The 26,809-nt window shown below is 55.6% G+C and carries 21 protein-coding genes; 7 read left to right on the top strand and 14 right to left on the bottom strand.

The features are described from left to right. The first annotated feature begins 46 nt into the window (after nucleotides 1-46). Nucleotides 47-1,129: a porin gene (locus L0U84_RS23180; protein WP_233852976.1), complete on the top strand. Its 1,083-nt coding sequence runs from the start codon at nucleotides 47-49 to the stop codon at nucleotides 1,127-1,129. Nucleotides 1,130-2,053: 924 nt separating this feature from the next. On the opposite strand, the gene L0U84_RS23175 is transcribed toward L0U84_RS23180, so the two are convergent. After that, complete coding sequence (locus L0U84_RS23175) at nucleotides 2,054-2,455, bottom strand: heme-binding protein (protein ID WP_233852975.1); 402 nt, start codon at nucleotides 2,453-2,455, stop codon at nucleotides 2,054-2,056. Between the two features lie 48 nt (nucleotides 2,456-2,503). Further along, nucleotides 2,504-4,120, bottom strand: a complete 1,617-nt coding sequence (locus L0U84_RS23170) for an MmgE/PrpD family protein (protein ID WP_233852974.1) — start codon at nucleotides 4,118-4,120, stop codon at nucleotides 2,504-2,506. Between the two features lie 861 nt (nucleotides 4,121-4,981). Here L0U84_RS23170 and L0U84_RS23165 point away from each other — a divergent pair. After that, a complete protein-coding gene (locus L0U84_RS23165; protein WP_233852973.1) occupies nucleotides 4,982-5,533 on the top strand; it encodes a hypothetical protein in 552 nt (183 codons plus the stop codon). Nucleotides 5,534-5,610: 77 nt separating this feature from the next. On the opposite strand, the gene L0U84_RS23160 is transcribed toward L0U84_RS23165, so the two are convergent. The 6 genes from L0U84_RS23160 to L0U84_RS23135 all read right to left on the bottom strand — a co-directional run bounded on the left by L0U84_RS23160 (nucleotide 5,611) and on the right by L0U84_RS23135 (nucleotide 12,603). Continuing rightward, the gene (locus tag L0U84_RS23160) at nucleotides 5,611-6,642 is read right to left on the bottom strand and encodes an amidohydrolase family protein (protein WP_233852972.1); all 1,032 of its coding nucleotides are present in this window, start codon (nucleotides 6,640-6,642) and stop codon (nucleotides 5,611-5,613) included. Nucleotides 6,643-6,776: 134 nt separating this feature from the next. Then, a complete protein-coding gene (locus L0U84_RS23155; protein WP_233852971.1) occupies nucleotides 6,777-8,126 on the bottom strand; it encodes an MFS transporter in 1,350 nt (449 codons plus the stop codon). 150 nt (nucleotides 8,127-8,276) lie between these two features. Beyond that, nucleotides 8,277-8,654: a carboxymuconolactone decarboxylase family protein gene (locus tag L0U84_RS23150; protein WP_233852969.1), complete on the bottom strand. Its 378-nt coding sequence runs from the start codon at nucleotides 8,652-8,654 to the stop codon at nucleotides 8,277-8,279. A 310-nt stretch (nucleotides 8,655-8,964) separates the two neighbouring features. Beyond that, on the bottom strand, nucleotides 8,965-10,281 hold the full coding sequence (locus L0U84_RS23145; protein WP_233852968.1) for an MFS transporter: 1,317 nt from the start codon (nucleotides 10,279-10,281) through the stop codon (nucleotides 8,965-8,967). Between the two features lie 150 nt (nucleotides 10,282-10,431). Then, nucleotides 10,432-11,586, bottom strand: coding sequence for a porin (locus L0U84_RS23140; protein ID WP_233852967.1), 1,155 nt, complete (start codon nucleotides 11,584-11,586; stop codon nucleotides 10,432-10,434). Nucleotides 11,587-11,844: 258 nt separating this feature from the next. Beyond that, nucleotides 11,845-12,603 carry an alpha/beta fold hydrolase gene (locus L0U84_RS23135; protein ID WP_233852966.1) on the bottom strand — a complete coding sequence of 253 codons (759 nt, stop codon included), beginning with the start codon at nucleotides 12,601-12,603 and terminating at the stop codon, nucleotides 11,845-11,847. A 496-nt stretch (nucleotides 12,604-13,099) separates the two neighbouring features. Here L0U84_RS23135 and L0U84_RS23130 point away from each other — a divergent pair, with 496 nt between their 5' ends. The 3 genes from L0U84_RS23130 to L0U84_RS23120 all read left to right on the top strand — a co-directional run bounded on the left by L0U84_RS23130 (nucleotide 13,100) and on the right by L0U84_RS23120 (nucleotide 16,120). Then, the gene (locus L0U84_RS23130; protein WP_233852965.1) at nucleotides 13,100-13,426 is read left to right on the top strand and encodes a carboxymuconolactone decarboxylase family protein; all 327 of its coding nucleotides are present in this window, start codon (nucleotides 13,100-13,102) and stop codon (nucleotides 13,424-13,426) included. Beyond that, entirely contained in the window at nucleotides 13,369-14,382 is a 1,014-nt protein-coding gene (locus tag L0U84_RS23125) for an NAD(P)-dependent oxidoreductase (protein ID WP_326491195.1), read from the top strand. The genes L0U84_RS23130 and L0U84_RS23125 overlap by 58 nt, the downstream gene beginning before the upstream one ends. A gap of 229 nt (nucleotides 14,383-14,611) precedes the next feature. Continuing rightward, on the top strand, nucleotides 14,612-16,120 hold the full coding sequence (locus L0U84_RS23120) for an aldehyde dehydrogenase family protein (protein ID WP_233852963.1): 1,509 nt from the start codon (nucleotides 14,612-14,614) through the stop codon (nucleotides 16,118-16,120). Between the two features lie 119 nt (nucleotides 16,121-16,239). Here L0U84_RS23120 and L0U84_RS23115 read toward each other — a convergent pair whose 3' ends face one another. After that, complete coding sequence (locus L0U84_RS23115; RefSeq protein WP_233852962.1) at nucleotides 16,240-17,145, bottom strand: LysR family transcriptional regulator; 906 nt, start codon at nucleotides 17,143-17,145, stop codon at nucleotides 16,240-16,242. Between the two features lie 269 nt (nucleotides 17,146-17,414). On the opposite strand from L0U84_RS23115, the gene L0U84_RS23110 reads away from it, so the two are divergent. Then, entirely contained in the window at nucleotides 17,415-18,833 is a 1,419-nt protein-coding gene (locus L0U84_RS23110; RefSeq protein ID WP_233852960.1) for an MFS transporter, read from the top strand. Between the two features lie 74 nt (nucleotides 18,834-18,907). On the opposite strand, the gene L0U84_RS23105 is transcribed toward L0U84_RS23110, so the two are convergent. The 5 genes from L0U84_RS23105 to L0U84_RS23085 all read right to left on the bottom strand — a co-directional run bounded on the left by L0U84_RS23105 (nucleotide 18,908) and on the right by L0U84_RS23085 (nucleotide 25,577). Continuing rightward, nucleotides 18,908-19,150, bottom strand: coding sequence for a hypothetical protein (locus tag L0U84_RS23105; protein ID WP_233852958.1), 243 nt, complete (start codon nucleotides 19,148-19,150; stop codon nucleotides 18,908-18,910). 25 nt (nucleotides 19,151-19,175) lie between these two features. After that, nucleotides 19,176-21,203: an acyl CoA:acetate/3-ketoacid CoA transferase gene (locus L0U84_RS23100; protein ID WP_233852956.1), complete on the bottom strand. Its 2,028-nt coding sequence runs from the start codon at nucleotides 21,201-21,203 to the stop codon at nucleotides 19,176-19,178. Between the two features lie 786 nt (nucleotides 21,204-21,989). After that, the gene (gene mdtD, locus L0U84_RS23095; RefSeq protein ID WP_233852955.1) at nucleotides 21,990-23,417 is read right to left on the bottom strand and encodes a multidrug transporter subunit MdtD; all 1,428 of its coding nucleotides are present in this window, start codon (nucleotides 23,415-23,417) and stop codon (nucleotides 21,990-21,992) included. 237 nt (nucleotides 23,418-23,654) lie between these two features. Then, nucleotides 23,655-24,416 (bottom strand): alpha/beta fold hydrolase, encoded by a 762-nt coding sequence (locus L0U84_RS23090; RefSeq protein WP_233852954.1) that lies wholly within the window; start codon nucleotides 24,414-24,416, stop codon nucleotides 23,655-23,657. A gap of 354 nt (nucleotides 24,417-24,770) precedes the next feature. Further along, complete coding sequence (locus L0U84_RS23085) at nucleotides 24,771-25,577, bottom strand: SDR family NAD(P)-dependent oxidoreductase (RefSeq protein ID WP_233852953.1); 807 nt, start codon at nucleotides 25,575-25,577, stop codon at nucleotides 24,771-24,773. Nucleotides 25,578-25,887: 310 nt separating this feature from the next. Here L0U84_RS23085 and L0U84_RS23080 point away from each other — a divergent pair, with 310 nt between their 5' ends. Continuing rightward, nucleotides 25,888-26,709 (top strand): SDR family NAD(P)-dependent oxidoreductase, encoded by an 822-nt coding sequence (locus tag L0U84_RS23080; protein WP_233852952.1) that lies wholly within the window; start codon nucleotides 25,888-25,890, stop codon nucleotides 26,707-26,709. Nucleotides 26,710-26,809 lie beyond the last annotated feature (100 nt).

Below are 26,809 nucleotides of genomic sequence, written 5' to 3'. Positions count from 1 at the left end.
AGAGATCTCGTAACCCTGTATTCGTTTTCGGATCACAAAAAATATTATGTACAACGAAATGCGAAAAATCATCATTGCCTCATTTTTTGTCGGCACTGGGATTTGCAGCGTGGCACACGCCCAAAGCTCCGTCACATTGTATGGTCGACTAGACTCCGGCCTGGATTTCATCAGCAATGTTGCTCAACCAAATGGGACATCGAGAAATCTCTTCCGCTATGGTAACAATCAATATTGCATCAGTTGGTGGGGCCTGCAAGGATCTGAAGATCTTGGCGGCGGCTTCTCAGCTGTTTTTAGGCTCGAGAGCATGTTTTCCGCTGGTTCAGGTTCACTACCAACTGACGCCCTATTTGGCCGGTACGCATACGTCGGGGTCGCGAGCGATAAATACGGTAGCCTCTGGCTAGGCCGGGTCATGGCACTAACAGATGAGACCGGCTACTTCCTCGACCCGTTCGGCGAGGAGGCAACTGGTATCGCGAACCTTGCCAAGGGTCGTGCGTGGGGCTCGCGGGCGAATACCGTAACGTACAATTCAAATAAGTACGGTGGTTTTAACTTTCGCTTGCAGAATGGATTCGGAAATCAAGCAGGAAACTTCCGTGGAAGTCGTCAGTTGAGTGCGAGTGCTGCTTACACCCTCACCGGTCTGAGCCTGTACGGTGTGTACGAAGAAATTCGCGACGCGAATGGCAAATTCTCGAGCCTGTACGAGGCGTCGCAGGAATATATGGTTGGTGCCACTTACTCGTGGGGACCATTGAAGTTCTATGGGGGCTATCAACAACTGTGGTCATCAGGCTCTGACACCACAGTCACGGCCGACAATCCCTTGGGTGCCACGAGAAATAGCCAAGAGTGGATTGGCTTGAACTATCAGGCGACGGACGCATTACAGTTGGTAGCGGCTGCTTACCACGCAAATGTCAATCATAACGGCGGAAGCGCCACGCTCGGTGCAATCGGCGCGAACTACTCCCTGTCAAAACGCACGTTGCTCTACAGCACCGTCGGCATGATGTTCAATCACGGAAACGCGGCATTCCCTGTCGAGGCGCAGGATTCACCGCCGCTGCCGGGCCACAATCAACAAGGTTTCTATTTTGGGATAAACCACTACTTCTGACCACATGATTGTCGTCTAGCGCATTATGAAAATTGTACCTCTCGTGCGGGAAATGACGCCAATTATTCAATCCATTGATAATATCCATTTTGCAGCTTAAACCGCCCGCTTCCCCGCGAGAAGTACGCATTTGTCCAATAGCGCCTACCGGTCATCACACCAAACGGCGGCCATTGCGCGGATGTTCACGTTCCCGTGCTTTGCACACTGAACCTCCGCATGGGATCTTTTCCAATGCAACCACAGCCGACGCACCACTGCGGAGCCAGACCCGGCGGGATGGCGTTTGTTTGTGCAGCAAGTCGCATCGTCATCGGATCCGTCAGGCGAGAATCAAACTAATTGACCGCTAGACCGGAAGGAAGAGCCTAAGACGCTGCATATGGTGGGACCGACACGCAGATCAGATGCGCGCGTCGCTCAGGCTCGAAGGGCGGGAGCGAGGCCGATATGGATTCGCTGCGCAAGAAATTGTTGCGACGCGAGCCAAGAGCACCCGGCCGCATGCGCCTGCAAGCTGCTACGAGAGCCGTATGCCGCTGCTCTCAGAGCTTAAGCGCTCAGGGGGGATATAGCTGGATACCGTCTCTACCTGAGGTTCATTTTCAACCGATTCAGTTGCTTTCGCGCGGGCCAGCCGGGCGCTGAAGGCGGTCAGAACTTCCGGCGCGAGGCAGGTTCGTCCTTCCTGCCGAATCTGGCAATTTGACGCTGACAGATGCGATGATCACCTATCAGCGTGTTCGTTGGCCCCTAACTCGGGAGATCATGTACTCAATGACATCAACAGTACTACTTATTTTCGACGCAAGAGACCGCATGGAAAGCTCCGGCCTTCGGGCGCTTGCAGACAGAAGGGCGTCAGCAAACGACATTGGGGACCGAGGCTTGCGCCTGAAATGCACGTTTGGTGTCGCGGCCGCATCAAGTGATCGCCAATGCTCCGACCTTCGCAGCTTGCGCATCCTGCTCCGGTTTCACACCTGACACGCCAACAGCTCCTACGATTTCGCCATTGACCAGCACCGGCACGCCGCCCTCCAGTGCACCCTTAAGCTGAACGCTCAAGAACGCAGCGCGGCCGCCATTGATCATTTCTTCGTAAAGACGCGATTCGCGCCGGCCAAGCGCAGATGTCCGCGCCTTCTCGATGGCAATCTGAGCACTAATGGGGGCCCCTCCGTCAAGCCGCAGCATTCCAAGCAAGTGGCCGCCGTCGTCTACTACAGCGATGGCGACAGGCCAACTATTCTTATCCGCCTCTGCGCGCGCAGCCTCCAGGATTTTCGTCGTCTCGCGGATACTGAGAACAGCTTTAGTCTTCATGTATGCTCCTAAACGTTGATGCAAGGCAAGCAAGTGTTGCGGTTAGTCTCAGCTTTTCGGCCACAATGAGAGCTTCGGCGGCTCGCTTGAGTCTGCACGTAGCAAAGGACCAAGCACGCGGATGTCTGGTTCCTGCTCCAATTTCAGGATTGTTGCAATCAGTGACTCCGCACGCGACGAGCCCAGCACCGGCTCTACCAGGCTTCGGGCCTTCTTCGCGGCCCAATCTCTCGTATAAGGGTGGTTTGGCACGCCTGGCCCCGGAGACACAGACTCCTGCGCGAGGCGTGTGCCGTCGGACAGGACGATCTGAATGGCCGGATCGTTGGATGTGTCTGACGCGTGCGCAGCTCCCGTCGCGCCGATCACCGACCTTTGCTGAGGATCCCCCGCGGTCCGGCTGACAATCTTAATCAACGATCGCAGCCTTACCACTTCAGGATCTGCCAATCGGCTGTAGTCATGGATTGACTTAAACGTCAGGCTGCCGTCGGTAAGCATCAGCGCTACAGCGTGCTGGAGGTTGACGTCGGGTGGGCCGCTATTATCGGTAATGGATCCGGGCGACCAGTAGGACACGACGATCTCCTTGATCTGCCGGGAGTCAATCGCACCGTGCTTCCGAAGAAGAGCATCCAACGCGTCCAACGGTGCCGCTATTGGACCACCAACAGGCCAGTGCTTAAATAGCGCCTTCCGAATGTAAAAGTCCTCCCCGAGCTTGTAATTAAGCAAATCTGGCCTGGCTGACCCTGAGTAGGCGGAGAAGAACGTCACGTCGCCTGACATGATGTCGCCGACACCGTTGAACCCCGAAAGAACGAGCAAAGCCGAGGTGACACCGTTGCGTGCCCCCATCCCGCCATTCATGAAAGCTTTCTCAATATGCTCAGGGTCGCGGCGGAAATCGTCAATTCCAGAGCATTGTTGCGCCGCGTATGCCAGCGCCCACCGGGTCTGCTCCTCGGTCAAGCTACCAGCGCAGATCGCAGCAGCTGCGGCACCCCAGTTTCCGCCCATACTATTCGTTGGCGAACGAAAATCCATCTTCACACCGGTCGCCTGCATGACTCGCGACCCGATGTCGTACCCCAAGGCGACAGCCCGGAGAAAGTGGGTCCCGCTGATTCCGTACTTCTCGCCGACTGCGAGCGCAGCAGGGATTACGTTGCAACCTGGATGCCACGGGCCGACCAGAACGTCGTCAGTCTCGTCGGCATGACCCATGGTACCGTTGGCTAGGGCGGCGGTCACCGGATCGCATGCGGTCAGCGCTCCGATGACCGTCGATGTCGGCTTGCCGCCAAACTCCTGAGCGAAGCGAATAGCCGCCCTACCCGCCTTCAACTGCGAACCCGAAACAATGGCTCCAAGGGTGTCGAGCAACGCCCACTTCGTCATCTCTAACACGTCTTGTGGAAGTGGCAAGATGCGCGCATCGCTGACATATGTGCTAAACGTTGCTGTCAACTTGCTTACGGGAGAATCGGCGGCTGTGCCATTGGTGCCGGCGCCTTGAGGCATTGGACCGTTCTGTGCGTAGGCGCCCTTGCTGGTACTCAGCGCTGCCGCGGATGCTGCCACCAATCCACCAATACTCTTGACGGCGCGGCGCCGTCCGGCAAAAAAACGATTGAGAGCCGCGTCGTCCTGCTCGCTTTCCATACTGTCTCCCTTTTTGGTTGTCCACCCGATCGGCGACCTCTCCCTTATCGCCTCGATCAAGCATTTTCAATCTCAAATTATATGCAGTCCTAGTTTTATCGATCACTAGTCACTTGGTAAGCTCCTTTGCCGTATAAGCAAAGGAGATCTTTGTTTCGATCGGGTACCGTTGAAGAGTCGGCTACAAGCCATAGTAGTATTGAGCCGTTCCCAGAGAAAGCCAACTTTGTCGCGGAACCTACAGCGACGCCGCTACTTGCCGCTCTCCTCTCGCGTTCACAGGCTCCTCGGACGATTCTCGCGTCACGTCAGACGATCTCCATGACGAAACATACGCAGTGCAAACGCAAGCCATCAGAGACTGTGGACAGCCCCATTTCCCTCGCACGGCAGGGAAGCTTTTATGTCGGTGGACGGCGAGTAAAGGCAGTTGGCATCTTTGATTCGACGTCTGCGATGCCATCTAGTGCCGGTCAGACGTATTGGATCGACCAAATGTATATGCAATATTAGATACCTGTCAGCCCTCGAAAACTGCCGATCGTCCTCGTCCATGGCGGAGGTTGCACTGGGCGCGTCTAGGAAACGACTCCGGATGGGCGCGAAGGCTTTGCTACCATCCTGCTGAGGCAACGCTTCTACGTGTACATCGTGGACCTCCCGCGCGGAGGTCGCTCTGGCTATCCTAGCTTCACGGGAGAGTTAGGAAAACTCGATGACCAGCAAAGATTCGTGACGCCGCTCACTTTCTCGCCAGGACGAGAACATGCTTGGGTTCGCTGGCGTGTGGGGCCTCGATATCCCGAGGTTTTCAGAAACCAAGCGTTTCGGATGGACGCCGCAGATTCGCCTCTCGAGGGCATGCAACCTTCCGTTACCGACGATCCCAAGGTAATGTCAGATGCGCTTGTTTCGTTGCTGGAAAAGATCGGCCCTTCCAACCTAGTGACACACAGCAATTCAGGGCTTTACGGCTGGTTGGCTGCCGCGAACACAAACCTTGTGAGGGCCATTGTTAGCTACGAACCAGCGTTCGTGTATCCAGAAAGTCAGTCGACTGAGATTCTCTCTGACGAGCGCATCCAACCGAAGTCTGGACAGCAACCTGCCGTCACCCCGATCCCCGACGAACAATTCGCGCGATTGCTCGACGTGCCAATGCAAATTGTGTTCAGGGACAATATCCCTCTTGAACCAATCTCAAATCCCATTGCCGACGGTCGTCGTATTCAGTTCTATGTCGCGACAAGGTTCACCGGACTTGTCAATGAACGAAGTGGTAGTGCAGTCCTCTTGCCTTTACCAGAAGCCGGATTGCGCGGCAACCCCCACTTCATGTTTTCAAACCTCAATAATACGGAGGTCGCCAACTATTTATGCAACTTCCTAGCGCACCATGGACCGGATAAGTGACGCCTGCGGCAAAGAGAATTCACCTTAAACGCGGCGCGGAAAAGCCGCCGCTCATTTGTCCCAGATTCCACCACTCGTTAACTGCTTCTGTGAAGGTTTGCGGGCTCCTCGATTCGATAGATGCGTTTCGCTGTGCCAGAAAACAACGCAACTTTGTCTGCCGCCGACATGTCCCGAACACTCCACTTGAGCGCGTTCCATAACGGAACAAAGCCGCACGAGCGAGCGTCAGCCGAAAAGTTGCTTTCCATCATGCAACGATCCGGGCCAAAGGCGTCGATTGCCGCAAGCACATACGGGCGCCATAGTGCCGCGAGCTCTTCAAAACCAATTGCGTCGTCTCGCTCTTCGAGGCCAAATCCCCAGTATGGAAGCCCCAACCCCCCAATCTTGCACAAAACGTTCGGTCTCGCAGCGATCTCCCATAAGAGCCGGCGCCACTCCTGAAACACAGCGGCGCGGCCGTCCTCGGCCATGTCGAGTGCGACCGCAAGGCCCATGTGGTTGATGACAATATGAAGGTTTGGAGCCGCATCTGCGAGTTTCGCTAGTTGCGGCAACTGCTGATGAAAGACCGATGCATCAAACGAAAGTCCACGCTTCTCAAGCTCCTGGAGTCCGACAACGAAGTTCGGGCTCTCCATGATTCCGCGCGGGGGGCGCTGTTTGAAATACCGGTACGGCGCCTCGTCGGGATGCTCGTTTGTGACTTGCCGAATACCCCGAAAGCGGCTCGGCGCGATCCTTATAGCCCAATCCAGCAATTCGCCGATCGCACTGCCCTGCCTCAGATCAGCGTGACCCACAATCGACGCACAAGCTCGGCACTGCCCGTACGCACCACTGGCTGCCATCGCCGCCATGCCATTCGCGAATTCAATTTCTCCGAGTGGGCGTAGTAACTCCGGGCCATCGGGGCGAACAAATGCCTGCGTCTCTACATAGACGGATGCGACAATATTGTGACCGGCCGCTGCGTCGGAGAGATATTCCTCGAGCAGGTACGGCATTGTCGGGTGCATCCAAAGATGATGGTGCGAGTCGATGATCTCAAGTTCGGGTTCGATGATTGGCTCATCTCTGCCGTCTAGCCGTTTATATCGAGTCACGATAGCGTTTCACCTGCGGTTCAAGAGATAGCGAATGGAGCCGGAATTCGGACCCTGGCGCTCTCGCCAAATTCCAGATTTTGTGATCAAAAGCTCGCTTTCAGCAGATTATCGGTCATACACCGTATGGCGGTTCAGGTGTTCTGGCACTGGTTCTCATGAAGTACGCGACTTTTCGCATTTTGCTTCAACAGCAGGCTGCGAACCAACAGAATGGCGAGAACTGCAAGGGCGTCCATACCGGCCACGAAGTAGAGCCCTCCTGCGAAACTGCCCGTAGCATCCTTCAGCAACCCCATAATCCATAGGCCCGCAAATCCTCCCAAGGCGCCGATCGAGTTGATGACTGCGACGCCCCCGGCCATTGCTTTGCCTGACATGAACGTAGACGGAAGACTCCAAAAAGCGGGAACACATCCGTAAGAGCCGAACGAGACCAAGCCGAAGGCAATAATGCTGACAGTCAAATCTGACGACATGGCCGCGATTACCAGTCCCACTGCTGCAACGAACATAGGAATGGCAACGTGAAAATATCGCTCACGCGTGACGTCCGATCTCCAGCCGACAAGCAACATTCCGATGCACCCAGCAATGTATGGCAGGGCAGACACAACACCCGTATGGAAGTGGCTAAGTCCGAAAGAGTTAACAATCTGCGGCAGAAAGAAACCCACACTGTAGACAGTAACCACAACGTTAAACATGAAGAAACCGAGCAGAAGAACGGGCGGAGAGAGCAGCGCCTGTACAACGGTGTATTCGCGAACATGCTCCTTAATGTCAACGGCTTCCTTCCTGAGCTTTTGGGAAAGCCACGCCGCCTCGTCCCGCGTCAACCATTCGCTCGTGCACGGACCATCGGGAAGATATTTGAGGACCACGCCGGCGAGGATAATCGCTGGAATGGACTCAATGATGAACATCCATTGCCAGCCCGGCAAACCTAGTCCGCTGACGCTCAGCAGGGCTCCAGAAATTGGCGCACCGATGAGAAATGTCAGAGGACCTGCGACGTTGAGGTAGCCCAGTACCCGAGCGCGGTACCCGGACGGAAACCACAACGTGAAGTAGTACACGATGGCGGGATAAAAGCCGGCTTCCGCCGCACCAAGAAGTCCACGCATTGCGTAGAACCCAATCGGCCCCTTGACAAAGGCCATCGCGCCGGCAATAAGCCCCCACGTGAACATGATCCGGGCAATCCACCGCCTGACGCCGTATCGGAACATGAACAAGTTCGATGGGACCTCCATCGTGAAGTACATGACGAAGAACAGGCCTGCACCGAACCCGAACATGGACGCTGTCAGACCAATATCTTTATTCATCTGCAGCGCAGCGACGCCTACGTTTGTCCTGTCAAGGTAGGCGAAGAAATAACAGAGGATGACTAGCGGCAGAACTCGCCATGTGACCTTTTTTATGGTCCTGCGCTCTGTGCTGTCGGCAAACACGGGTTCGCGCTGATTCGATTCTTGCATTTTGTCTCCCACTAACTCCAGCTGGCTTATGCGCGCGGCCTATAGGGCCCTTGCTTTCGTTAAGCAGAGCCAACACCACATCCGCGCCTCGCGTATAAGGGCTCCAAACGTATGAATTTCAGAGCGCTGCAGGCAAAGCTTCACTATCTTTCAGATCCCAAGTTCTTCGAAGACCTTCCGCGCAATGCGGAATGCGGTGACACCTGCAGGCATACCACAGTACACGGCTACCTGAAGCAAGCACTCTCGGATTTCCTCCTTCGTCATTCCGTTCTTAAGAGCGATCTTCACATGACCCGCGAATTCCTCTGTTCGATTAAGAGCCGACAGCATTCCAAGGTTCAAAATGCTACGACTGCGGCGATCGAGCCCAGGTCGGCTCCAGACGGCTCCCCAGCAAAACTCCGTCAGGATTTCGTGGAGCGGCACACTGTAGTCGTCGGGGTCACTGAAGACCTTATCGACATACTCTTTTCCTGCAAGCTCCGTGCGAAGTGCCAAGCCCTTCTCGAAATTCTCCGTTGCCATATGTTCTCCCGACTTAAGATTCAGAGCTGCAATCCCTGACCGCGCTACAAATGGTTGTCGATAAACCCCGGGTTTGCGATCACCCTGACAAAGTACCGCGTGTTTTATTTTTTCACCTTCGTGAGCCGAGGTGCGAATATAGCGACGGGAAACCGCCCGTCGTTCGCGCTCCTCTGGCCTCTGCCCGTACGCACCTTATACTAAAGAGAGAGCATTCGAAGATGCAGCGCCGCATGTCGCGGCGCTGGCACGCCCAGTCACAGCAAGTTACATCGAGGTTTATAAACAGGATCTAACTCGATTATCGCGCCTACCTGACCACTGCTCCTGTCGGATCTTCCGGACTGCCCTCAATCGACTGACGCAGTTGAATTCCCCTCGTCTCTGGCACAAACTGAATCGCGACGAACGCGATCAAGCCGCAGACTGCCGTATAGATCCCAGGTGCGGTCGGAGTACCAAACTTTGCCACCAACCAGGTCGCGATCAAAGGTGTCGTACCGCCCATGATTGCCGCGGCGAGTTGGTAAGATATTGCGTGTCCGGTAGCGCGATAGGCAGTCGGAAACACTTCTAGCGTCGCCGTCATCGATGCACCTCCATAGAGACCGACACCGATGGCGAATAGAATCTGGCCGAGCATCGCGCCCTCGACCGTTCCTAAACTCACTAACCAGACAGACGGGTACGCGCTGATCGCAATCCAGAGAGATCCAATATTGAGCAGAGCCTTTCGACCGAACCGATCGCTAAGCGCCCCTGCAATCAAGATTGTGATTCCGATCGCCATGATACCGGCAGCATTAGTCAATAGCGCGACTTCGGGGGCGACTTTTACCTTCGTCACAAGGAATGTGTACATGAAGCCTTGGATGAAGTAGCCACCTACTGCGGAGAGAGGTACTAACAGGAACACATGAAGCATGCCCTTCGCTCCAGATCGTGTTGCAGTCGCGACAAGGTTCTCGACTTTTGCCTCACGAGTAGCTTCGATGTATTCCTTTGGATCCTCCAAACGCCGCCGGAACCAAAAGCCGACGACTCCAAGTACGCCTCCGAAAACAAATGGAATTCGCCAAATCCAATCCGTAAAAGCCGCAGGATCGGAGAACAATCTGAGTGCGAGCAAGAGTACCGCTACGGCTGCGTTAGGGACATAGCTGAAAAAATAAATGAAGCCGATCCACCGCCCCCGTTGATTGTCTGGTGCCGACTCGATGACGTAGCTTGCGCTTCCAGAGGTCTCCCCCCCTAACGCCATCCCCTGGGCGATGCGTAGTAGGACGAGAAATGTTGGGGCCATGATTCCAAGACTCTTATAAGTCGGCAGCAGACCAATGAGAGCGGTGCTCCCGGCCATCAACCAGACTGTGGAAGTAAGAACCTTGATACGACCAACCCGGTCCGCCATGATCCCAAACAACAGGCCGCCGACTGGTCGCGCGAAGAACGCGACAGCGTACACGCCGAATGTGCTCAGAATAGCAGCCATTCTGTCGGTTCCCGGGAAAAAGTGCATGGCAAGAATCGGCACCGAAAGTCCGAACACCGAAAAGTCATACACCTCAATGAAATTGCCGATCGCACCGGCACCTAGGGTGCGTCGCATAGCCTTCTTTGTACCCACGTCTCCTCCGAGTATCATAGATCTACAGCAGCAAATAGCCAGAACCTCAGACGACTCTCGGCATCGTCGCAATCGCCAATTTTTTTTTGTTTTAAGGCAGCGCTAGCTTTCCAGCCGAGAGCCCAAGTTCTAGTTACAAATTCAATATCTTCAGAACTTGGTTCGAATTCCGGCGCGCAGCAGTAGCTGACTCTTGCTTGTCGACGCGTCGGGCGCAAAGCTACCGCCTGCACCATATGAGTCGGGAGCGATCGAGGCAACCGGTGCGTCACCCGCAGCCCGCTGAAAAACGCCGAGCAGATACAGATCTGTTCGCTTCGAAACAAAATAGTCCCCGAGCAGACCCACCTGGTGGTACTTCGGCTTAGCACCGGTCGAGTCAAGCTTGCCGTCAGTGAAAGTGTACGTAGCCGCAAGTAGTACGTCAGGACGAATTTGATAGCCCATGTTCACATCATAGTTGGAGAACGTCAGGTTATCTCCTGTCGAGCTTATCCTTGAGTTGCTGTAGACGAACGCGAGGTGAACGGCGCTCAGCTGATACGAGATGCCCGTTGCAAAGATCGCTTGGCGTTGAACGGCGCCCGGTAGCCCCGCACTGCCAAGCGCCGATGTTGGCGAAAAGTTGTTGTAGTCGCCAACAATGGCGCCGGTAGTGTTTTCATTGGGTGAACTCAGTCGAATATATCCAGCAGCGAGAGCCAGGCCGCCGTTTTTATAGTTCGCGCCCAGGCTCCATGCCCGATTGGCCGCAAATCCCGACGCCTCTCCGTTCGAAGGCGTATTACTGAACCCATAAAGCCCCCCAAATGTCAGGCCGTTATAATCGATGCTACTGTATTTAATGGAGTTATTTATGCGAAAGCTGTTGATGAGGTTGTCGTTGTCGAAAGGATGGCCAACACCAATGTAGATGTTCGAAGATGGAAGCGATTGAACGTAATCGATGATTGAGTCGTACTGTCGACCGAGGGTGACCGACCCGAACCTGGCACTGCTCAGTCCAACGTAGGACTGGCGCGCAAACATGCGACCTTGCGCGAGGGCGCCACTGGAGATAGAAAAGCCGTTCTCCAACGTGAATATGGCCTTCAGGCCGCCGCCCAAATCCTCCGAGCCTTTGAGCCCCCACCTCGGCCCATTCAATACGCCGCTAGTGTTCGTCCAGTTCGCGTGACCACCATCGTTGCTGATGTAGTTGATCCCCTGGTCCAGCAAGCCATACAACGTTACGCTGCTTTGCGCATGTGCGGCACCAGCCATAACGCCGATGACTGCGGCTCCAATCAGCTTGCTCTTTTCCATATCATCTCCAATTTGTTCGCAGAACGTAATATATGAATTGCATCTGCTCTGGTTTGAATTTTTATTACCTTCGTACGGTGACTCATTCACCCAAAACTACACTTATCCCTTCATCCCTTACAAATCTTGAAGCGAGGGAAAAATGCTCCCCAACTTGCTCCTACTGGTTTTTCTGGCGCCGAAGGTGGTTCTGAACACTTGAGATCTTACTTTTGCCGATCAGGTAGGTGCCTTTCGCCACTACGACTGCTGTATGAACTAGTTGATGTCATCAAGCATCCGAGCCAGTTCGTCTGGCCACGTCAGCATTGCGTCATGGCCAGTTTCGATCTCGAGGTAGGTCCAGCCTCGTTGAGCTCTAGCTACTTCACGCGAATGCGCCGTGTTCGGATGCAGAGGCTTCGTACACGCGATATATGTGGCCCGAATACCGTTCCCAAGCGGGTGATGCAAAACCAGCTTGTTAAAATAAGCGCCGAACGGATGTGCGGTCACGAGCCTCCTTGCTCGCTCGAGCATATCTGCGTCAACGATTCCAAAATTTTCCGGAGGCGGTGGCGGCACGCCGATGCCCGTGCTATTGCACTCGCGCGCTCGCTCGAGATAGCGTTCGATAATTTCTGGAGGAGCAGTGTCTGCCGGCGCCTGCCCAGACATGAGAACCTGGGCGTCCAAATACACCAAATGGCGCAACCGCTCCGGCATCCGATCCGCCAGTGCTGATACGATCGTTCCGGCGAAGCTGTGCCCTACCAGAATTACATCATTCAACTCTTCATATACGAGGACCTGCTCAACATCTTTAATCATTATGTCGAGCGTGGGGCGCGTCTCGATCAGGTGCGAACGCTCGCCGAGCCCGGTCAGAGTCGGGGAATACACCGTATGGCCCTTGGAGCGCAGGTGCGCGGCCACCTCCTTCCAACACCACCCTCCGTGGTAGGCGCCATGAACGAGGACATAGGTCTTCGTCTTAATCAGGGGATCCGGTTGAGCCGGATAGTTCAGACTGGTCATGCTTTTCTCAGTTTAAGAGCCGACTTTACTCCCGCACGCCCCTTGCGCTGTCTCGCGCAGGTCATGTCTCCGTTCCGACAGGGCGTTTGCAGGCCGATGGACGAGCCCATACTACTCACGGGTCACGGCGCTAACCAGCAGCCAGCCCGGCAAGGATCATTGCCTGCTGCGCAAAGATCCAACTCGTGTCTTTCCGCGAGATAACTCCTAGAGGTTCCTGAGCCCTGAGTGGCCCCAGCACAGCACGCCATCCCCTTGCGTCAGGCTCGGAGCTGCGAAAATTGAGGGCGATTGGATGTGGCCCCGTCACCGCGGCCAGCGCGGAAGGGCGTCTTCGGACTTTGCGCGCCGAGCAAAGCTACTTGGCATGGCACCACCTCCCCCCGGTACGGAGGCGGCGATAAACTCGGACGGTGCTCAAAAAATCGTAGCCGTCTTACGCGGAAACGATACCTCCCTTTCATGAGCACTTCAAATACGCAAACAGGAGACGCAGATGACTGAACTCACGCCCTCACAAAAAGCCAGACAGTCCCTTCAAGAGATCGCACCGAAGCTGGTCGAACTGGGCGACACCGTGCTTTTCGGGGACATCTGGGAACGCCCGCAGCTGTCGAAGCGTGACCGAAGCTTGATCACCTGTACGGCTCTCGTCGCCTTTGGCTGGACGGAACAGATGAAGACTCATTTTCCGCGCGCAATCCAGAACGGGGTTACGAAGGAAGAGCTCATCGAGATGATCACTCACATGGCGTTCTATTCGGGGTGGCCGAGCGCAAACGTAGCGGCATTCCAGGCCAAAGAGATCTTCGCGAATCTGTAACTGACATCGCGACAGAGCCGACATCGAATTTGCTACGGTACGGAGTACACGGTATGAAAGTTGGTTACATCGGGCTTGGCGAGATGGGCGGAGCTTTGGCTCGGCGGCTTCAGCTTCGACAGCCATTGGTTGTTTTTGACCTCAATTCGGCCTCGCTAAAAAGTCTTGCAGAGAGCGGCGCATCGCCTTGTGCCTCGGCGCGTGAGCTTGCCGCGTCTTGTGACACTGTCTTCTTTTGCCTTCCGACTAGCGAGCACGTGCGCACTGCCCTATTTGGCGAGAATGGCGTCGCACAATCTCTAAGGCCGGGCACGGTCGTCATCGACCAGACCAGCGGCGATCCAAGCATCACGCGCAGCATCGCTGCGGACCTGGCAAAGCTTCAAGTCAAATTCGTCGACGCCCCTGTGAGTGGCGGCCCGGAAGGAGCTCAGGCTGGCACGATCGCTATCCTGGTCGGTGCCGAGCCGTCCACGTTCGACGAGGTGCGCCCGTTGCTCGAACTCATAAGCCCGAATATCTCGCACGCTGGCGGTGTCGGTGCAGGCCACGTCATCAAGTTGATTAACAATCTGGTCTCAGGCGCACAGAGACTGCTCAGTCTCGAAGCTATCTCGCTCGCGACAAAGAATGGAATCGATCCAGCGAAGGCCTGCGAGATGCTGGTAAGCGGCAATGCGAGGAATGCATTCCTCGAAAAATACCTGCGGCAGCACGTGCTCACCGGAAAGCTCAATTTCGGCTTCACGTTAAGCCTAATGCACAAGGATCTCCGGCTTGCATGTCAATTAGGTAACGATTCCCGGGTACCGATGTTCTTCGGAAATCTGACGCGAGAAATGTATCAGATGTGCATTAGCGAGAAGGGCCCCGATGCCAATGTCCACGCCTGCACCCTGGTTATGGATCGCCTTGCGGGAACGCATCTGGTTCCTGCCGATAACGATCTGGAATAAATTCTAAGTGTCGGGCAAACATGCGATTCCCGACTAATCGCATGTGCATATCAAGTTGACGGCTCGCGCCGCCGCCCCCACCTGTCGAGCAGTTGCCGGGAAGTCCCAGCATCAGACTTTCCCTCGTTGAAGCGTCGCTTGCATGGCTGGCGACTGTAGAGGCGCCGAGGCAACAGCAACACAGTTGGGGGCGAGGACCACACATACCTTTACTTCCCTCGAGGGAGCAATGAACATGAACTTAGCGAACGCTGGGGAACGACAATCGATTGGCCTTGGCCATCATAAGGCTCTCGAATGGATCAAGGGCGGCCCGAAGCAGCTACTGATCGATGGCAAGTGGGTGAATGCGCAATCTGGGAAAACGTTCACCACCTATAACCCGGCAACCGAAGAAGCGCTTACGACGGTCGCAGATGCGGACGAAGCGGATGTCGACGCTGCCGTCGCAGCAGCTCGACGTGCGTTTGTGGCACCTTCGTGGGCCTCAATGACGCCGGACCAGCGTACGGTTGCGCTGCTAAAAATTGCAGATGCTATCGAGGAGCACGGCGAGGAGCTTGCAGCGCTCGAGACCTTAGATAACGGGATGCCCCTGTGGTACAGCACTAACACCGTGAAGAAGTGTGCGGAGGTGGTGCGATATTACGCTGGATGGCCAACCAAGATTCTCGGCACTACCAACCCGAGTGACCCGTCGTCCTTCATCTACATGGTTCGTGAGCCGGTTGGAGTCTGCGGCCTCATCAATGCGTGGAACACGCCCCTCATGATGGCGTGCATGAAAGTGGCCAACGCGCTCGCTTGCGGGAACACCGCCGTGGTCAAGCCAGCCGAATTGACTCCACTGTCGACGCTGCGCTTCGGTGAAATCGTTCAGGAAACGGGACTTCCCCCAGGCGTAGTCAATATTCTGCCAGGGCCCGGCGCAGTCGCAGGTGCCGCACTTGCCGCGCATCCTGACGTCGATAAAGTCGCTTTTACGGGCTCCACCGCAGTTGGCAAACAGATTCTCGCAGCCTCGACTGGCAACCTGAAGAAGATCACGCTCGAACTCGGTGGGAAATCGCCGAACATCATTTTCCAGGACGCTGATCTGGATAGCGCAGTTGCAGCTGCGGTCCGAAGCTTCTGTGGGAACTCTGGTCAGATCTGCTCCGCCGGAACACGTCTGTTTGTACACGAGAGCATTCACGACGAGGTAGCTCGGCGGGTCAGTGAACTGGCCGCGACCTACAAGGTCGGTTCACCTTTCGACGCTGACACCAAACTCGGCCCGCTCATCTCTCAGGATCAGTTGCATCGCGTGATGTCATATGTCGATGCTGGGACCACGGATGGAGCTGACCTCTTGCTCGGCGGTTCGCGGGTTGGAGATGTCGGCCACTTCATCCAGCCAACCGTCTTCGGCTCAGTCTCGAACTCGATGAGGATTGCCCGGGAGGAGATTTTCGGCCCCGTCCTTTCGATCATTCCCTTCAGTGACGAGCAGGATGCAATCGCGAAGGCCAACGATACGCCATACGGCCTGGCAGCCGCGGTATGGACCCGTGACTTGACCCGCGCCCATGCCATATCACGCGCGATCAAAGCCGGTCGCGTATGGGTGAACACGTATGGAGAGGCACATCCGGTAATGGCTTCTGGCGGCTACAAGCAGTCGGGGCTCGGCCGGGAATTCGGTGCAGAGTCCCTCGAGGCATACACGCAGACGAAGGCCGTTCTGGTGCGACTTTGATCGCAAGAGGTAACCCAGACTCAACAATCGACTAGTCGAGCGACATTAGGCGGCTACCATGACGGATGGTAAGCCGCCAACCTCCTTCTCGCGACGCGAAACGAATCGATACAGAAGACCTACGTCCTCGGCATTGCCGGGAGCTTGAGCGCATTGATAAGCAATGCTAACGCGGCAGAAGGCTGCTTTCTGTTGGCGTAATACAAGTGGAAGCCGGAATACGGGGCACACCAGTCCGAAAGTACACGCTCCAACGCACCACTAGTCAGGTCCGCGTTCACGTAGTCTTCCGGGATGTACGCAACGCCGTGGCCAGCCCTCGCGGCATTCAAGGCTGCCATCATGTTGTTGAACGTGAGTTGACCTCCCACGCGAAGCCTCGCCCTCTTGTTATCGAGCGAAAATTCCCACGGTACCACCCTCCCCGTCATCGGACGTCTGTAATTGATACATAGATGATTGGACAGTTCGTACGGCGTCATTGGTCGCTGCCGTCCTGAAAAGTATTCAGGTGAGGCAACAACGGCCATTCGCAGCTCCGGCCCGAGCGGGACAGCAACCATGTCCTTGGGAACCTCGCGCCCGAGTCGCACCCCCACATCGAACCTCGCGTCAACGATGTCGACATCACCAGCGTTGAGCTCGACCTCCAGCTTGATAGAGGGGTGGCTACGCATGAATTCACTGAGCTTTGGCCAAAGGACAGTCGTAAACGCGTGCTCCGGAGTGCTGATCCGTATTGTTCCACTCGGTTCGGATCCAAGCTTTTCGATGAAGCTCAGCTGCTCAGAAATCTCCTCAAAGGACGTTCGCAACGTCTCAAGGAGAAGCTGCCCCGCTTCCGTCGGTGCCACACTTCGTGTCGTTCGGTGCAAAAGACGCACACCAAGTCGATCCTCCAGTCTTCGGACCGCGTAACTAATCGCCGACTGGGAAGTCCCGAGCCGCACGGACGCACGGGTGAAGCTTCGCTCTTCCGCGACCGCGGCAAAGGCGTTTAAGTCGACAAGTGCTTCCCGATGCATGATTCGTTTCCAGGGCAAAAAAGACGATGATCGAACTATAAGTTTGGGACCGATGTTTGATGGCTACAAGCGATTTATGAAATACAGATATAGCCTCAAGCCTACGTGCAGAGTTACTCGTGACGGGATAAGGCCGTAAACTTGATGGCGGTGGCGACCGCGTTCGACCTGAAACGACGCGTCAACTACCCTCCTCGCAAGCCCAGCGCATTTCCGCAGTATCTCTCTCACTTCCACCGGAACCCACTAAGGTGACGACTTCAGGCAATATGAGCATTGACCAGCGCAAACAGCAAGCTGCCTCGTTACTGGTCATTATCGGCAGCTACTTGATGATTGTTTTGGACACCTCCATCGTCATCGCGGGGCTCCCACACATTCGTGCTGACCTCGGTCTCACACCTGCGCAACTCTCCTCCGTTCAAAGTGTCTACACGCTTTTCTTCGGAGCGTTCTTGCTCTTCGGCGCCCGATGCGGAGACCTCGCTGGGGCACGACGCATCATGCAAGTCGGGCTATCTGTATTTATCGTGTCCTCTGCAGCCATCGGAATGGCCCACGACTCTCTTTGGCTGATAGTAGCGCGTGCGATCCAGGGAATCGGCGCATCGCTCATCGCACCGTCTGCCCTCACCCTTCTATCCCAGAACTTTGAAGAAGGCGAGGCGAGGAACAGCGCGCTCGCGTGGTATGGTTCGACAGCAGGAATTGGCGCAAGCGTCGGCCTCGTGCTGGGAGGCGTGTTTGCGGAGACCCTTTCATGGCGCGCGGGATTCTTCCTGAATATTCCCGTGGGCATCGCCCTCCTCTACATTACGCGGCGTTCTCTCAATGAGAGCCCACGCTTCCCTACGCGCCTCGACACTTGGGGAGCACTTCTCTCTACGTTTGGATTCAGCTCGATCATCCTTGCTGTAATGCGAACTGAGGTCGAGGGGTGGCTGAGTCGCGGTGTGCTGCTTCCCGCGGCGATCGGTGTGGTAACCATCGTGGCTTTTCTATGGCATGAACATCGAACCAGCCAACCTCTGATGCCGATGCGAGTATTCGCGCATCGTCGCAGGCTCGGAGCCTATATCATTCGCTTCCTGTTTCTGGGTCCGATGGTCTCCTTCTTCTTCTTTGGATCCCAGTTCATGCAGGATGCGTTGGGTTTCTCCGCAATCGAGGCCGGGCTTGGCTTTCTTCCAATGACCGTCGTGGCATTCGTCGCACCCTTCTCTGTTCCAGTGTTAGCGAGGCGCATGGGCGAAGATGCGGTCTTGCTCCTGGGTCTGCTCTCAACATGTGTCGGCATACTGTGGATGAGCTTTCTCGATACCTCTGCGACATTTTGGATGTCCATCGCTCTTCCCATGTCGCTCATCGGAGCCGGACAAGGACTCAGTTTAGCCCCGATGACGTCTGCAGGCGTATCCGGCGTCGCAAAAAGTGAAACTGGCGTAGCTTCCGGTGTACTCAACGTCGCACACCAACTCGGGGCGTCGCTCGGCCTAGGATTGCTCACCTCCGTTGCGGTGTGGGCGCAACGCGGAATTGCCGACCATCAAACCGCACTCGTACATAGTACGCGGGCAGTCTTCATCGTCGGCGGCGCCATGCTTATCGCAGCAATGGTCGCCGTCGTCGTATTCTTGCGCCCGTCTGGAAATCATAAGCCTTGCCTTAAAGTGACCGAATATCAATGAGGTTCGCGGCTTCCTCTTTGTGCGATGACTGGGCCGCCTGCCGCAAGCGCGGAGTAATTCTGGAGCAGCCCGGTTCACTTGAGTGTGGCGCGAGTGGCATTGGCCAGCGCGCCACCCGTCGAGCCATTAACGTCCCATTGAAATTCCTTGACGCTATCCGGCCGGCCCAAATCTCCCTCGAAGGTACGTTCACGCTTTCGGACGCCGCCTTTCGTTGCGATCGTTACAGACGTCGTCTGTCGTGATTCTCGCGGAAATCTTGCCGGATTGGTCTCTGCGGTAAGATCGTGAGTATCGGACGCGTTCTCGTCGTTCATCCCCATGCCGGACAGCCTTGTTCGATCAGTCGGAAGCGCGCTTCATCCCATGCTCGCGCGCCTCCTCCGGACTTTCATAGATATAGGGGGCGACGCCCCTGCGCTTGAGCGCATCACCGAGCTTCATGCGCAAAAAGCTGCTTGTCGTGTAGCGGGTGACGCCGTGGTAATAGTCGCGAACCAGCTGGGTGACCATCTCCGAGTAAGCATCCAGCATGTCGGGACGAATCGCGAAGTTATCGTAATTCACGATGGCATGCGGCTTGACTGATACGCCAGCCAATTTCTTCCTGACCTCGCGGCGGATCGCCTCGACATCGCTTATTTGGACGACTTCGTGTCCTTCAAAGTTGATGAAGAAGAGGTTCTTCTCGGGGTCGTAGCTGAAACGCTCGCTTAGATTGAGCCTGAGCAGAACGCTGCGCAAACTCATTGGTACATCTCGAAAGATGCGCTCGTCCATCAAGCGCGGCGGCGCCTTCATCACGGGACGGAAATCCATTTGCGAGACGATATCGCGTTCAATATCGATGCCGGGGGCAACTTCCGTCAACGTCAGTCCTTCTTCAGTGAGTTCGAATACGCAGCGCTCGGTGATATAAAGAACGACTTGTCCGCGCTCGACAGCATATCGACCGCTGAAAGTTCGATGTTCAACCGCATTCACGAACTTTCGGCAATCGCCTTCACGACGAATCGCGAGCTTGCCCTGGTCGATTGCAATATCGAATCTGCCGGCACTGAACGTGCCGACGAACACTACTTTTTTTGCAGCTTGACTTATGTTGATGAAACCGCCGGCACCCGCCAGCCTGGGACCGAACTTGCTGACATTGAGGTTACCTTCCTTGTCCGCTTGCGCAAGGCCAAGGAAGGCGATGTCGAGACCACCGCCGTCGTAGAAGTCGAATTGATACGGTTGGTCAATGATCGCCTGAGTATTTGATGCGGCGCCAAAGTTAAGACCTCCCGCGGGAATTCCCCCAATCACGCCGGGTTCGGTGGTCATCGTGAAGAGATCAATGACCTGCTCTTCGTTGGCAACGGCCGCGATGCCTTCCGGCATGCCGATGCCTAGATTCACGACGCTATTGGCCATCAACTCGAATGCGGCGCGACGCGCAATGACTTTGCGTTCGCTCATTGGCATCGGCGCGATAGAGCTCGTTGCCACGCGTAATTCACTTGAAAACGCTGCATTATACTGAGCACCAAAGGTCTGCCAATGGTTGGCCTGCTGCGCGACGACGACGCAATCCACCATAACGCCTGGTATCTTTACTTGACGTGAGTTGAGCGTGTTCGATTCCGCCAGCCGCTCGACTTGCGCAATCACGATACCGCCCGAATTGCGTGCAGCCATCGCGATTGCCAAAGCTTCCAACGTGAGCGCTTCCTTCTCCATGGTCACATTGCCATCCATGTCGGCAGTCGTGCCGCGCACGATGGCAACATCGATTGGAAACGCCTTGTAGTAGAGGTAATCTCTGCCGTCGATGGGCATGAGATGGACGAGTTCCTCCGTCGTACGGATGTTGAGCTTGCCGCCGCCATTGCGTGGGTCGACGAACGTGCCCAGCCCGACCGTCGACAGTTGCCCCGGTCGATGGGCAGCGATATCGCGAAACAACTGCGATATCACGCCTTGTGGGAGGTTATACGCTTCGATACGATTTTCGATCGCGAGCTTCTGCAGGCCCGGCACAAGTCCCCAATGACCGCCAACCACGCGCTTGACGAGCCCTTCATGCGCGAGATGATTCAATCCTTTGCCGCAGCCATCTCCCTGACCTGCAGCATAGACAAGTGTGAGATCAGCAATCGGCTCATCTCCCTCTTCGAGTATCTTCTCGCGGCCGTCGAGAAAGCGCTTCTCCAGTGCAATGGCGATCTCTTCCGCGAAACCTATGCCGACGAAACCGCTTGTCGCAAGCGTATCGCCCGAGCGGATAAGGCGCACCGCTTCCAATGCTGATACGACTTTGCCTCGTTCGACAACACGCACGGAAGGAACGAAAGTATGATGGCCGGCCGGGGCCGAGTTTGTCGTCATGTTTGCTGCGCGTCCGGACGAGCGCGCTCCTTGCAGTTGGTTAAGATCCGTACGCGCTATCAAAGCGCCAACACATAAATCCCGATGCGCACCCAACTCGATGACACGATCTGTCGGCGAATGTAGATAGACCGCATCGTCGCCTACGTTGCAAATCATGAGCGCGAAAAGTCATTTCCACCATAAGGTCATGCCCTTGCGTGGCGACAGGGATCACCGTTGGCGCGAGAAGAAAACTGAAGTTTGCGATCCATCGAATTTGCTCCCCAGTACCGCGGTGAGCGATGCCGCTCGCAACCTTTCGCGCTATTGGTCCCACAGCGACTCACTAATGCAAGCCAGTGGCCGAGGCACCTACCTTTTTGCTAGATACGCGAAATCGACTTGCTGGGCGCCGTGCCTTTCGCCTCGGAGACCGCGCTCCTGCGCTCCATTCTGAGATTCTTCACGTGGGTCCGGGCAATCATCGCGGTGGTGTACTCGCGACCGTCAGCCCAGACTCGACAATGCTCATCTCAATACACGGTCATCTTCGGCGACCGACAGACCGACTACCTACCTTTCAAACCGTGCTCAATGCTCGGCCAAGTAGATAATGTAGGGGAACAATTACCATATATAATTTGTATTCCTACTGATTTGCTTGACAAGCGTCCAATGCTGCGACGTCCAGACGGCAAGGCAATCTAACGTATCCGCCGTCAGAATTTATTTACACCGATTGTCACTGGCATGTGACTGTACCCGCAATCGGCCCAGTGCTCTTGAGCGTCTTGCTTGATTTCGTCAAGCCCCTTGTTCGCTCGCTCGCGTCGAGAAGATCCAGGCGGACAAGGCGGTAAGCACGCCCAGTAAAACGAAGGTTACGTGAAATGCGGAAAGGATATGCGACGGATTATGCCTTCCGATGAGCGCGGTAAGTTGCGTCAACAGCATGCCGGCCACGGTCACACCAAGACTCATGGACAACATCTGTGCTAAAGAAAATAGACTGTTTCCGCTTGAAGCAGTGTTGTGATCGAGATCCTTTAGGGTGAACGTGTTCATTGCCGTAAATTGAACCGCATTGGCCATTCCAAACAAAGTGAACAGCAATACATGTACGAAAATCGGCTGACCAGGAGAAGCAAGCGCAAGAATCGACATGGATGCGCCAACCAAAAGCGTATTGCCAACCAGCACCCGTCGGTAGCCAAACCTCGGAATCAGGATGATCGCGATTTTCCTTGAAGCCATTCCGGCGGCAGCGACTGGAAGCATCATTAACCCCGCCTGAGTCGGGGTATAGCCCAGACTCACTTGCTGCACAAGAGGAAGCAGATAAGGCATGCCGCCGCAGCCGATACGAGCAAAAAGGTTTCCGGATAACCCAACCTTAAAGGTGGGGATCGAGAACAACGTGGGAGAATACAACGGGTTTTGCGCGGCGCGCGCGTGCCATATGTATGCAAGGGTGCAGCATACTGCGAGCGCCATAAGGCCGAACACTGCCACACCTCGGAGCCCAAGCTCGGAGAATCCATCGAGAGCGACGGTGATCAGGAGCATGCTCAATGCCAAGAGCACATAACCCCTCAGATCAAAAGGAAGAGACGACCTGGCGGTCTTTCCGTCAGCCATCTGTGTGACCGTCATCACGCATCCAATGATTCCCACTGGCGCGTTAATCAAAAAGATCCAATGCCATGAGGCAACATCGACGAGCCACCCGCCGAGCATCGGTCCAATTAGTGGACCAATCATTCCAGGGATGGAGGCGAAGCCAAGAGCGGCAAGTAGACGCTGGCGAGAAAAGGAATGGAGCAGTACCAGACGACCAATAGGGGACAGCATGCCCCCTCCTACCCCTTGGACGACGCGGTAGATGACTAGTTGCGGGAGCGCCTGTGCGTTGGCACAAAGCAGGGAACCTACCGTGAAAACGATGATTGCCCAGAAGAAGATACGACGAGTGCCCAGCCTATCGGCCAAGAATCCAGATAACGGAATAGTGAGCGCCATCGTTAGCGAATAGGCGATTATCACCGACTGCATATGCAGTGGCGACTCGCCCAAGCTTCTCGCCATCGCCGGCAATGCCGTGTTGACGATTGTCGTATCCAGCGCCTGCATGAAAAACGACGCGGCGACCAACCATAACGTAATGGTCAGTCGACGCTCGTCTTGCTCTTGATTCCCTTTCTGAATTTTTTGCGAGACCGGAGACTTGGACATGGCTTCAAAGGCTGATTTCGTCGTTCAAATCCAACGCGCATCGGAGTAAGCGATCATTTCCGCGCGCCACCTCCACATCCATGCTGGGTCGACAAGTGCGCGACTGGATTGTTAAACAAGGCACTTTTTTGAACTTGCCTGCGACGCTTGCAACTGGATACTTGAGTCCCCCTAAGCGTAGCAAGCCCCATCACGTAGACGAATGGTTGCTCGGATAAAGCACCGGCGTTCGGATCCTCAACAAATATCTTCCAACATTCGCGTCAACTCCTCCGGTTCAGTCAACATCGCGTCATGTCCCGTCGCAATCTCTAGGTATCTCCAGCGGTCTTGTGCCTTCGCATATTCTCGCGAAGAGGCAATATTCGCAAAATATGGCTTCGAACATGCGATGTATGTGACCGGCTTGCCGTTTCCGAGCGGATGCTCCAAGCTGAGCTTGTCAAAGTACGTGCGATACGGATGCGGCGTGAGGAGCTTCTTGACCCATTCAATCATTTGTGGGTCTGAAATTCCAAAGTTTTCCGGTGGGCCGGGCGGGACGCTAACGCCCCCGGTTGCCACAGCTCTTTGCCTGTAGACCTCAATGGTCTCCGGCGACACTGTGTCGACAGGAGCTTGTCCCGATTGGAGCAATTGCGCATCCAAATAAACGAGATGGCGCAACCGCTCCGGCATGCGGTCGGCCAGGGCCGACACAACCGAACCGCCAAAGCTATGACCCACCAAGATTACGTTGGAGAGCTCTTCATAGTGCAATACCTGCGCAACGTCCTGGATGAAGGTCTCGATCGAAGGGTTTACATGGAGAAGGTGGGAGCGCTCGCCGAGACCAGTGAGAGTGGGGGTGTATACCGTGTGACCGCTCGCTCTCAGACGATTTGCTACGGTCTTCCAGCACCAGGCGCCGTGATACCCGCCATGAACGAGAACATACGTTTGCGGGTCTTGACCCGCAGGCGCCTGGTCAGTAATGGATTGGTTGAGACTTTCAGGCATGCTATTTCTCTCTGGATCAATTGATATATGCCTACCGGTTGGCACTTTCCGCATAAGGGTAGCTGGCGTGCACCACATCGATCGGGGGCGCGAGCGGCACTAAACTTTATTGAATCGTACCGAACGAGGGTCGCGGCGACCATCAGAGGGGACAGTAAGCATCCTTGCCCCGCGCGCAATGATCGAAGCCAGTAAAGGTATTCTCAGAGGCGTCGATGCGAGAAGCCGCGCAGGCAAGCGGAGGATGTACCGCGATAGTGGGAACGGGATTTTGCGTTTGCAAAAGGCAGAAATGCTGACTCTCCAAACGTAAGACCGGCACCTCAAGGTGCCGATCCTATCCTCTCTCGACGCTTACCATCCGATCTTAGCGAGGGCCCCACCGTCGACCGGAAGAGATACACCCGTAACAAACGCTGCCTCGTCCGACGCAAGAAACACAGCTGCATTGGCAACGTCCCAGGCGCTTCCGCCTTGCTTGCGTAGCGGCACCTTGCTGTTGCGCTCATTCACGATGTCTTCTCGAGTACGACCACTCAGGCGCATCCGGGTGTCGACGGCCATTGAGGTTTCGATAAGCCCGGGAAGAATTGAATTAGCTCGAATACCATATTCCGCATTGCGCATCGCGAAATACTGAGTGAACGCAGTCAACCCTGCCTTGCTAGTTCTGTACGCAATCAACGGCGTGAAAGTTTCGATGGCTGTGATTGACGACACGCTGACAATGGCGCCGGAGCCTTGCTTTCGCATGATCGGCTCGACGAACTTCGCCGCCATCACAGCGCCTCGGAGGTTGATACGATTCACCCGGTCGAACGTTTCATCCGTAATTTGGTCGAGCAGCTGCTCGCCGCCCATTACGCTCACGCCGACGTTGTAGACGAGGACGTCGATCCGCCCCCAACGGCTCATTGCTGCGTCCACAGCAGCACTCAGACGAGGCGTGTCTGTGACATCGGCCTCGAAAACATCAGCATCAACGTTCTCACCTCCCTGCTCCACGCTTTCCCGCGCTGCTGCTGCGTTGCGGTCGACGGCGAGCACAGCGGCACCCTCGCGCAAAAAGCTGATCGTCGTTGCTCTTCCGATTCCCATAGCTTCACCCGGGCTCTGACCGGCGCCGATGATGATCGCTACCTTTCCCTTCAACCGCTCCATCGAAGACTCCTCCATTCGTTATCAATGCGAATACGCTCGTCATTTTCAAAGCCGACGTTACATAGACAATTATAGGCACGAGCGGGCTTCGTAACCGGATTCACCATTGCGTCCGGAGCAATGATGCTTGCCACTCGGCTGCCTAGTGAGGCGGAGCCTTCATTTCTATAATTTTGTCGTGATTGAGGCTCGGGAGGCGGGCCTTTTGTGCACGCGCAGCTTGCGCGCAATGCAAGAGACTACACACTGGGCTGTGCGCAGTCGGCGCATCGCGCAGTTGACGTAGCTCTATTACTATGAGGATATCGACATGCTGGATCTAAGCGGCAAGGTGGCTTTCGTGACGGGCGCGGCCTCCGTAGGTGAGGGTTGGGGCAACGGAAAGGCGACGGCAGTGTTGCTTGCGCGTCGCGGCGCAAAGGTCTTCGGTGTCGATATCAACAAGGACGCACTCCTTGGCACTTCTTCCGCGATGGAGACCGAAGGCCTGGGCGACCGCTGGAAAGGTCGAGTGTGCAATATGACTTCGAGCGATGATGTCAAGGCAGCGGTCGACGAATGCGTTTCGCAGTTCGGAAAAATCGACATCCTGGTCAACAACGTCGGCGGAAGCGCCCCGGGCGATCCTGTTTCCATGAGCGAGGAGACGTGGGATGGTCAGATGGAACTGAACCTCAAGACGACATTCCTCGGTTGCAAACATGTGTTGCCCATTATGGAGCAGCAGTTCGCCGACACCGGCAAAGGTGGCGCGATCGTCAACATCTCGAGCATCGGCTACATGAGCCATCAGGTGGGGGGACGGGTACATGTGGCATATGCCGCGTCGAAGGCCGGAGTCGTATCTTTCAGTCGCGCAACAGCAATCGCTTATGTGAAGAAAGGCATTCGCGTTAACGTCGTTGTCCCTGGGATGATGCACACTCCTTTGGTTGAGAACCGGCTGATCAAGCAACTCGGATTTGACGACGCGAAAGACCTCATTGCACAGCGTCACGCAGCGATTCCTATGGGTCGCATGGGGGACGCGTGGGACATCGCGAACGCTGTCTTGTTTCTGGTCAGCGACGAGGCCAATTACATCACCGCAACCCAACTGGTGGTCGATGGCGGCGTGACAGCTGCTCGCTAGCCTGTCAAAGCCAGCGAGCTGATCCGAATTTCAGTAAAAGCGAAGATCTCCATGACAAGCGCAGACCCTTTACATTTCGCGATACGGCCTGATTGGCTTG

The organism is Paraburkholderia sp. HD33-4 (assembly GCF_021390635.1).
Taxonomy (GTDB): Bacteria; Pseudomonadota; Gammaproteobacteria; order Burkholderiales; family Burkholderiaceae; genus Paraburkholderia.
This window is presented reverse-complemented; position numbering and strand designations above follow the sequence as displayed.

Coding starts and splice junctions, on each gene's coding strand:
- L0U84_RS23180 (WP_233852976.1), top strand. CDS start 47: ATGTACAACGAAATGCGAAAAATCATCATTGCCTCATTTTTTGTCGGC.
- L0U84_RS23175 (WP_233852975.1), bottom strand. CDS start 2,455: ATGAAGACTAAAGCTGTTCTCAGTATCCGCGAGACGACGAAAATCCTG.
- L0U84_RS23170 (WP_233852974.1), bottom strand. CDS start 4,120: ATGGAAAGCGAGCAGGACGACGCGGCTCTCAATCGTTTTTTTGCCGGA.
- L0U84_RS23165 (WP_233852973.1), top strand. CDS start 4,982: ATGCAACCTTCCGTTACCGACGATCCCAAGGTAATGTCAGATGCGCTT.
- L0U84_RS23155 (WP_233852971.1), bottom strand. CDS start 8,126: ATGCAAGAATCGAATCAGCGCGAACCCGTGTTTGCCGACAGCACAGAG.
- L0U84_RS23150 (WP_233852969.1), bottom strand. CDS start 8,654: ATGGCAACGGAGAATTTCGAGAAGGGCTTGGCACTTCGCACGGAGCTT.
- L0U84_RS23140 (WP_233852967.1), bottom strand. CDS start 11,586: ATGGAAAAGAGCAAGCTGATTGGAGCCGCAGTCATCGGCGTTATGGCT.
- L0U84_RS23135 (WP_233852966.1), bottom strand. CDS start 12,603: ATGACCAGTCTGAACTATCCGGCTCAACCGGATCCCCTGATTAAGACG.
- L0U84_RS23130 (WP_233852965.1), top strand. CDS start 13,100: ATGACTGAACTCACGCCCTCACAAAAAGCCAGACAGTCCCTTCAAGAG.
- L0U84_RS23120 (WP_233852963.1), top strand. CDS start 14,612: ATGAACATGAACTTAGCGAACGCTGGGGAACGACAATCGATTGGCCTT.
- L0U84_RS23115 (WP_233852962.1), bottom strand. CDS start 17,145: ATGCATCGGGAAGCACTTGTCGACTTAAACGCCTTTGCCGCGGTCGCG.
- L0U84_RS23110 (WP_233852960.1), top strand. CDS start 17,415: ATGAGCATTGACCAGCGCAAACAGCAAGCTGCCTCGTTACTGGTCATT.
- L0U84_RS23105 (WP_233852958.1), bottom strand. CDS start 19,150: ATGAACGACGAGAACGCGTCCGATACTCACGATCTTACCGCAGAGACC.
- L0U84_RS23100 (WP_233852956.1), bottom strand. CDS start 21,203: ATGACGACAAACTCGGCCCCGGCCGGCCATCATACTTTCGTTCCTTCC.
- mdtD (WP_233852955.1), bottom strand. CDS start 23,417: ATGTCCAAGTCTCCGGTCTCGCAAAAAATTCAGAAAGGGAATCAAGAG.
- L0U84_RS23090 (WP_233852954.1), bottom strand. CDS start 24,416: ATGCCTGAAAGTCTCAACCAATCCATTACTGACCAGGCGCCTGCGGGT.
- L0U84_RS23085 (WP_233852953.1), bottom strand. CDS start 25,577: ATGGAGCGGTTGAAGGGAAAGGTAGCGATCATCATCGGCGCCGGTCAG.
- L0U84_RS23080 (WP_233852952.1), top strand. CDS start 25,888: ATGCTGGATCTAAGCGGCAAGGTGGCTTTCGTGACGGGCGCGGCCTCC.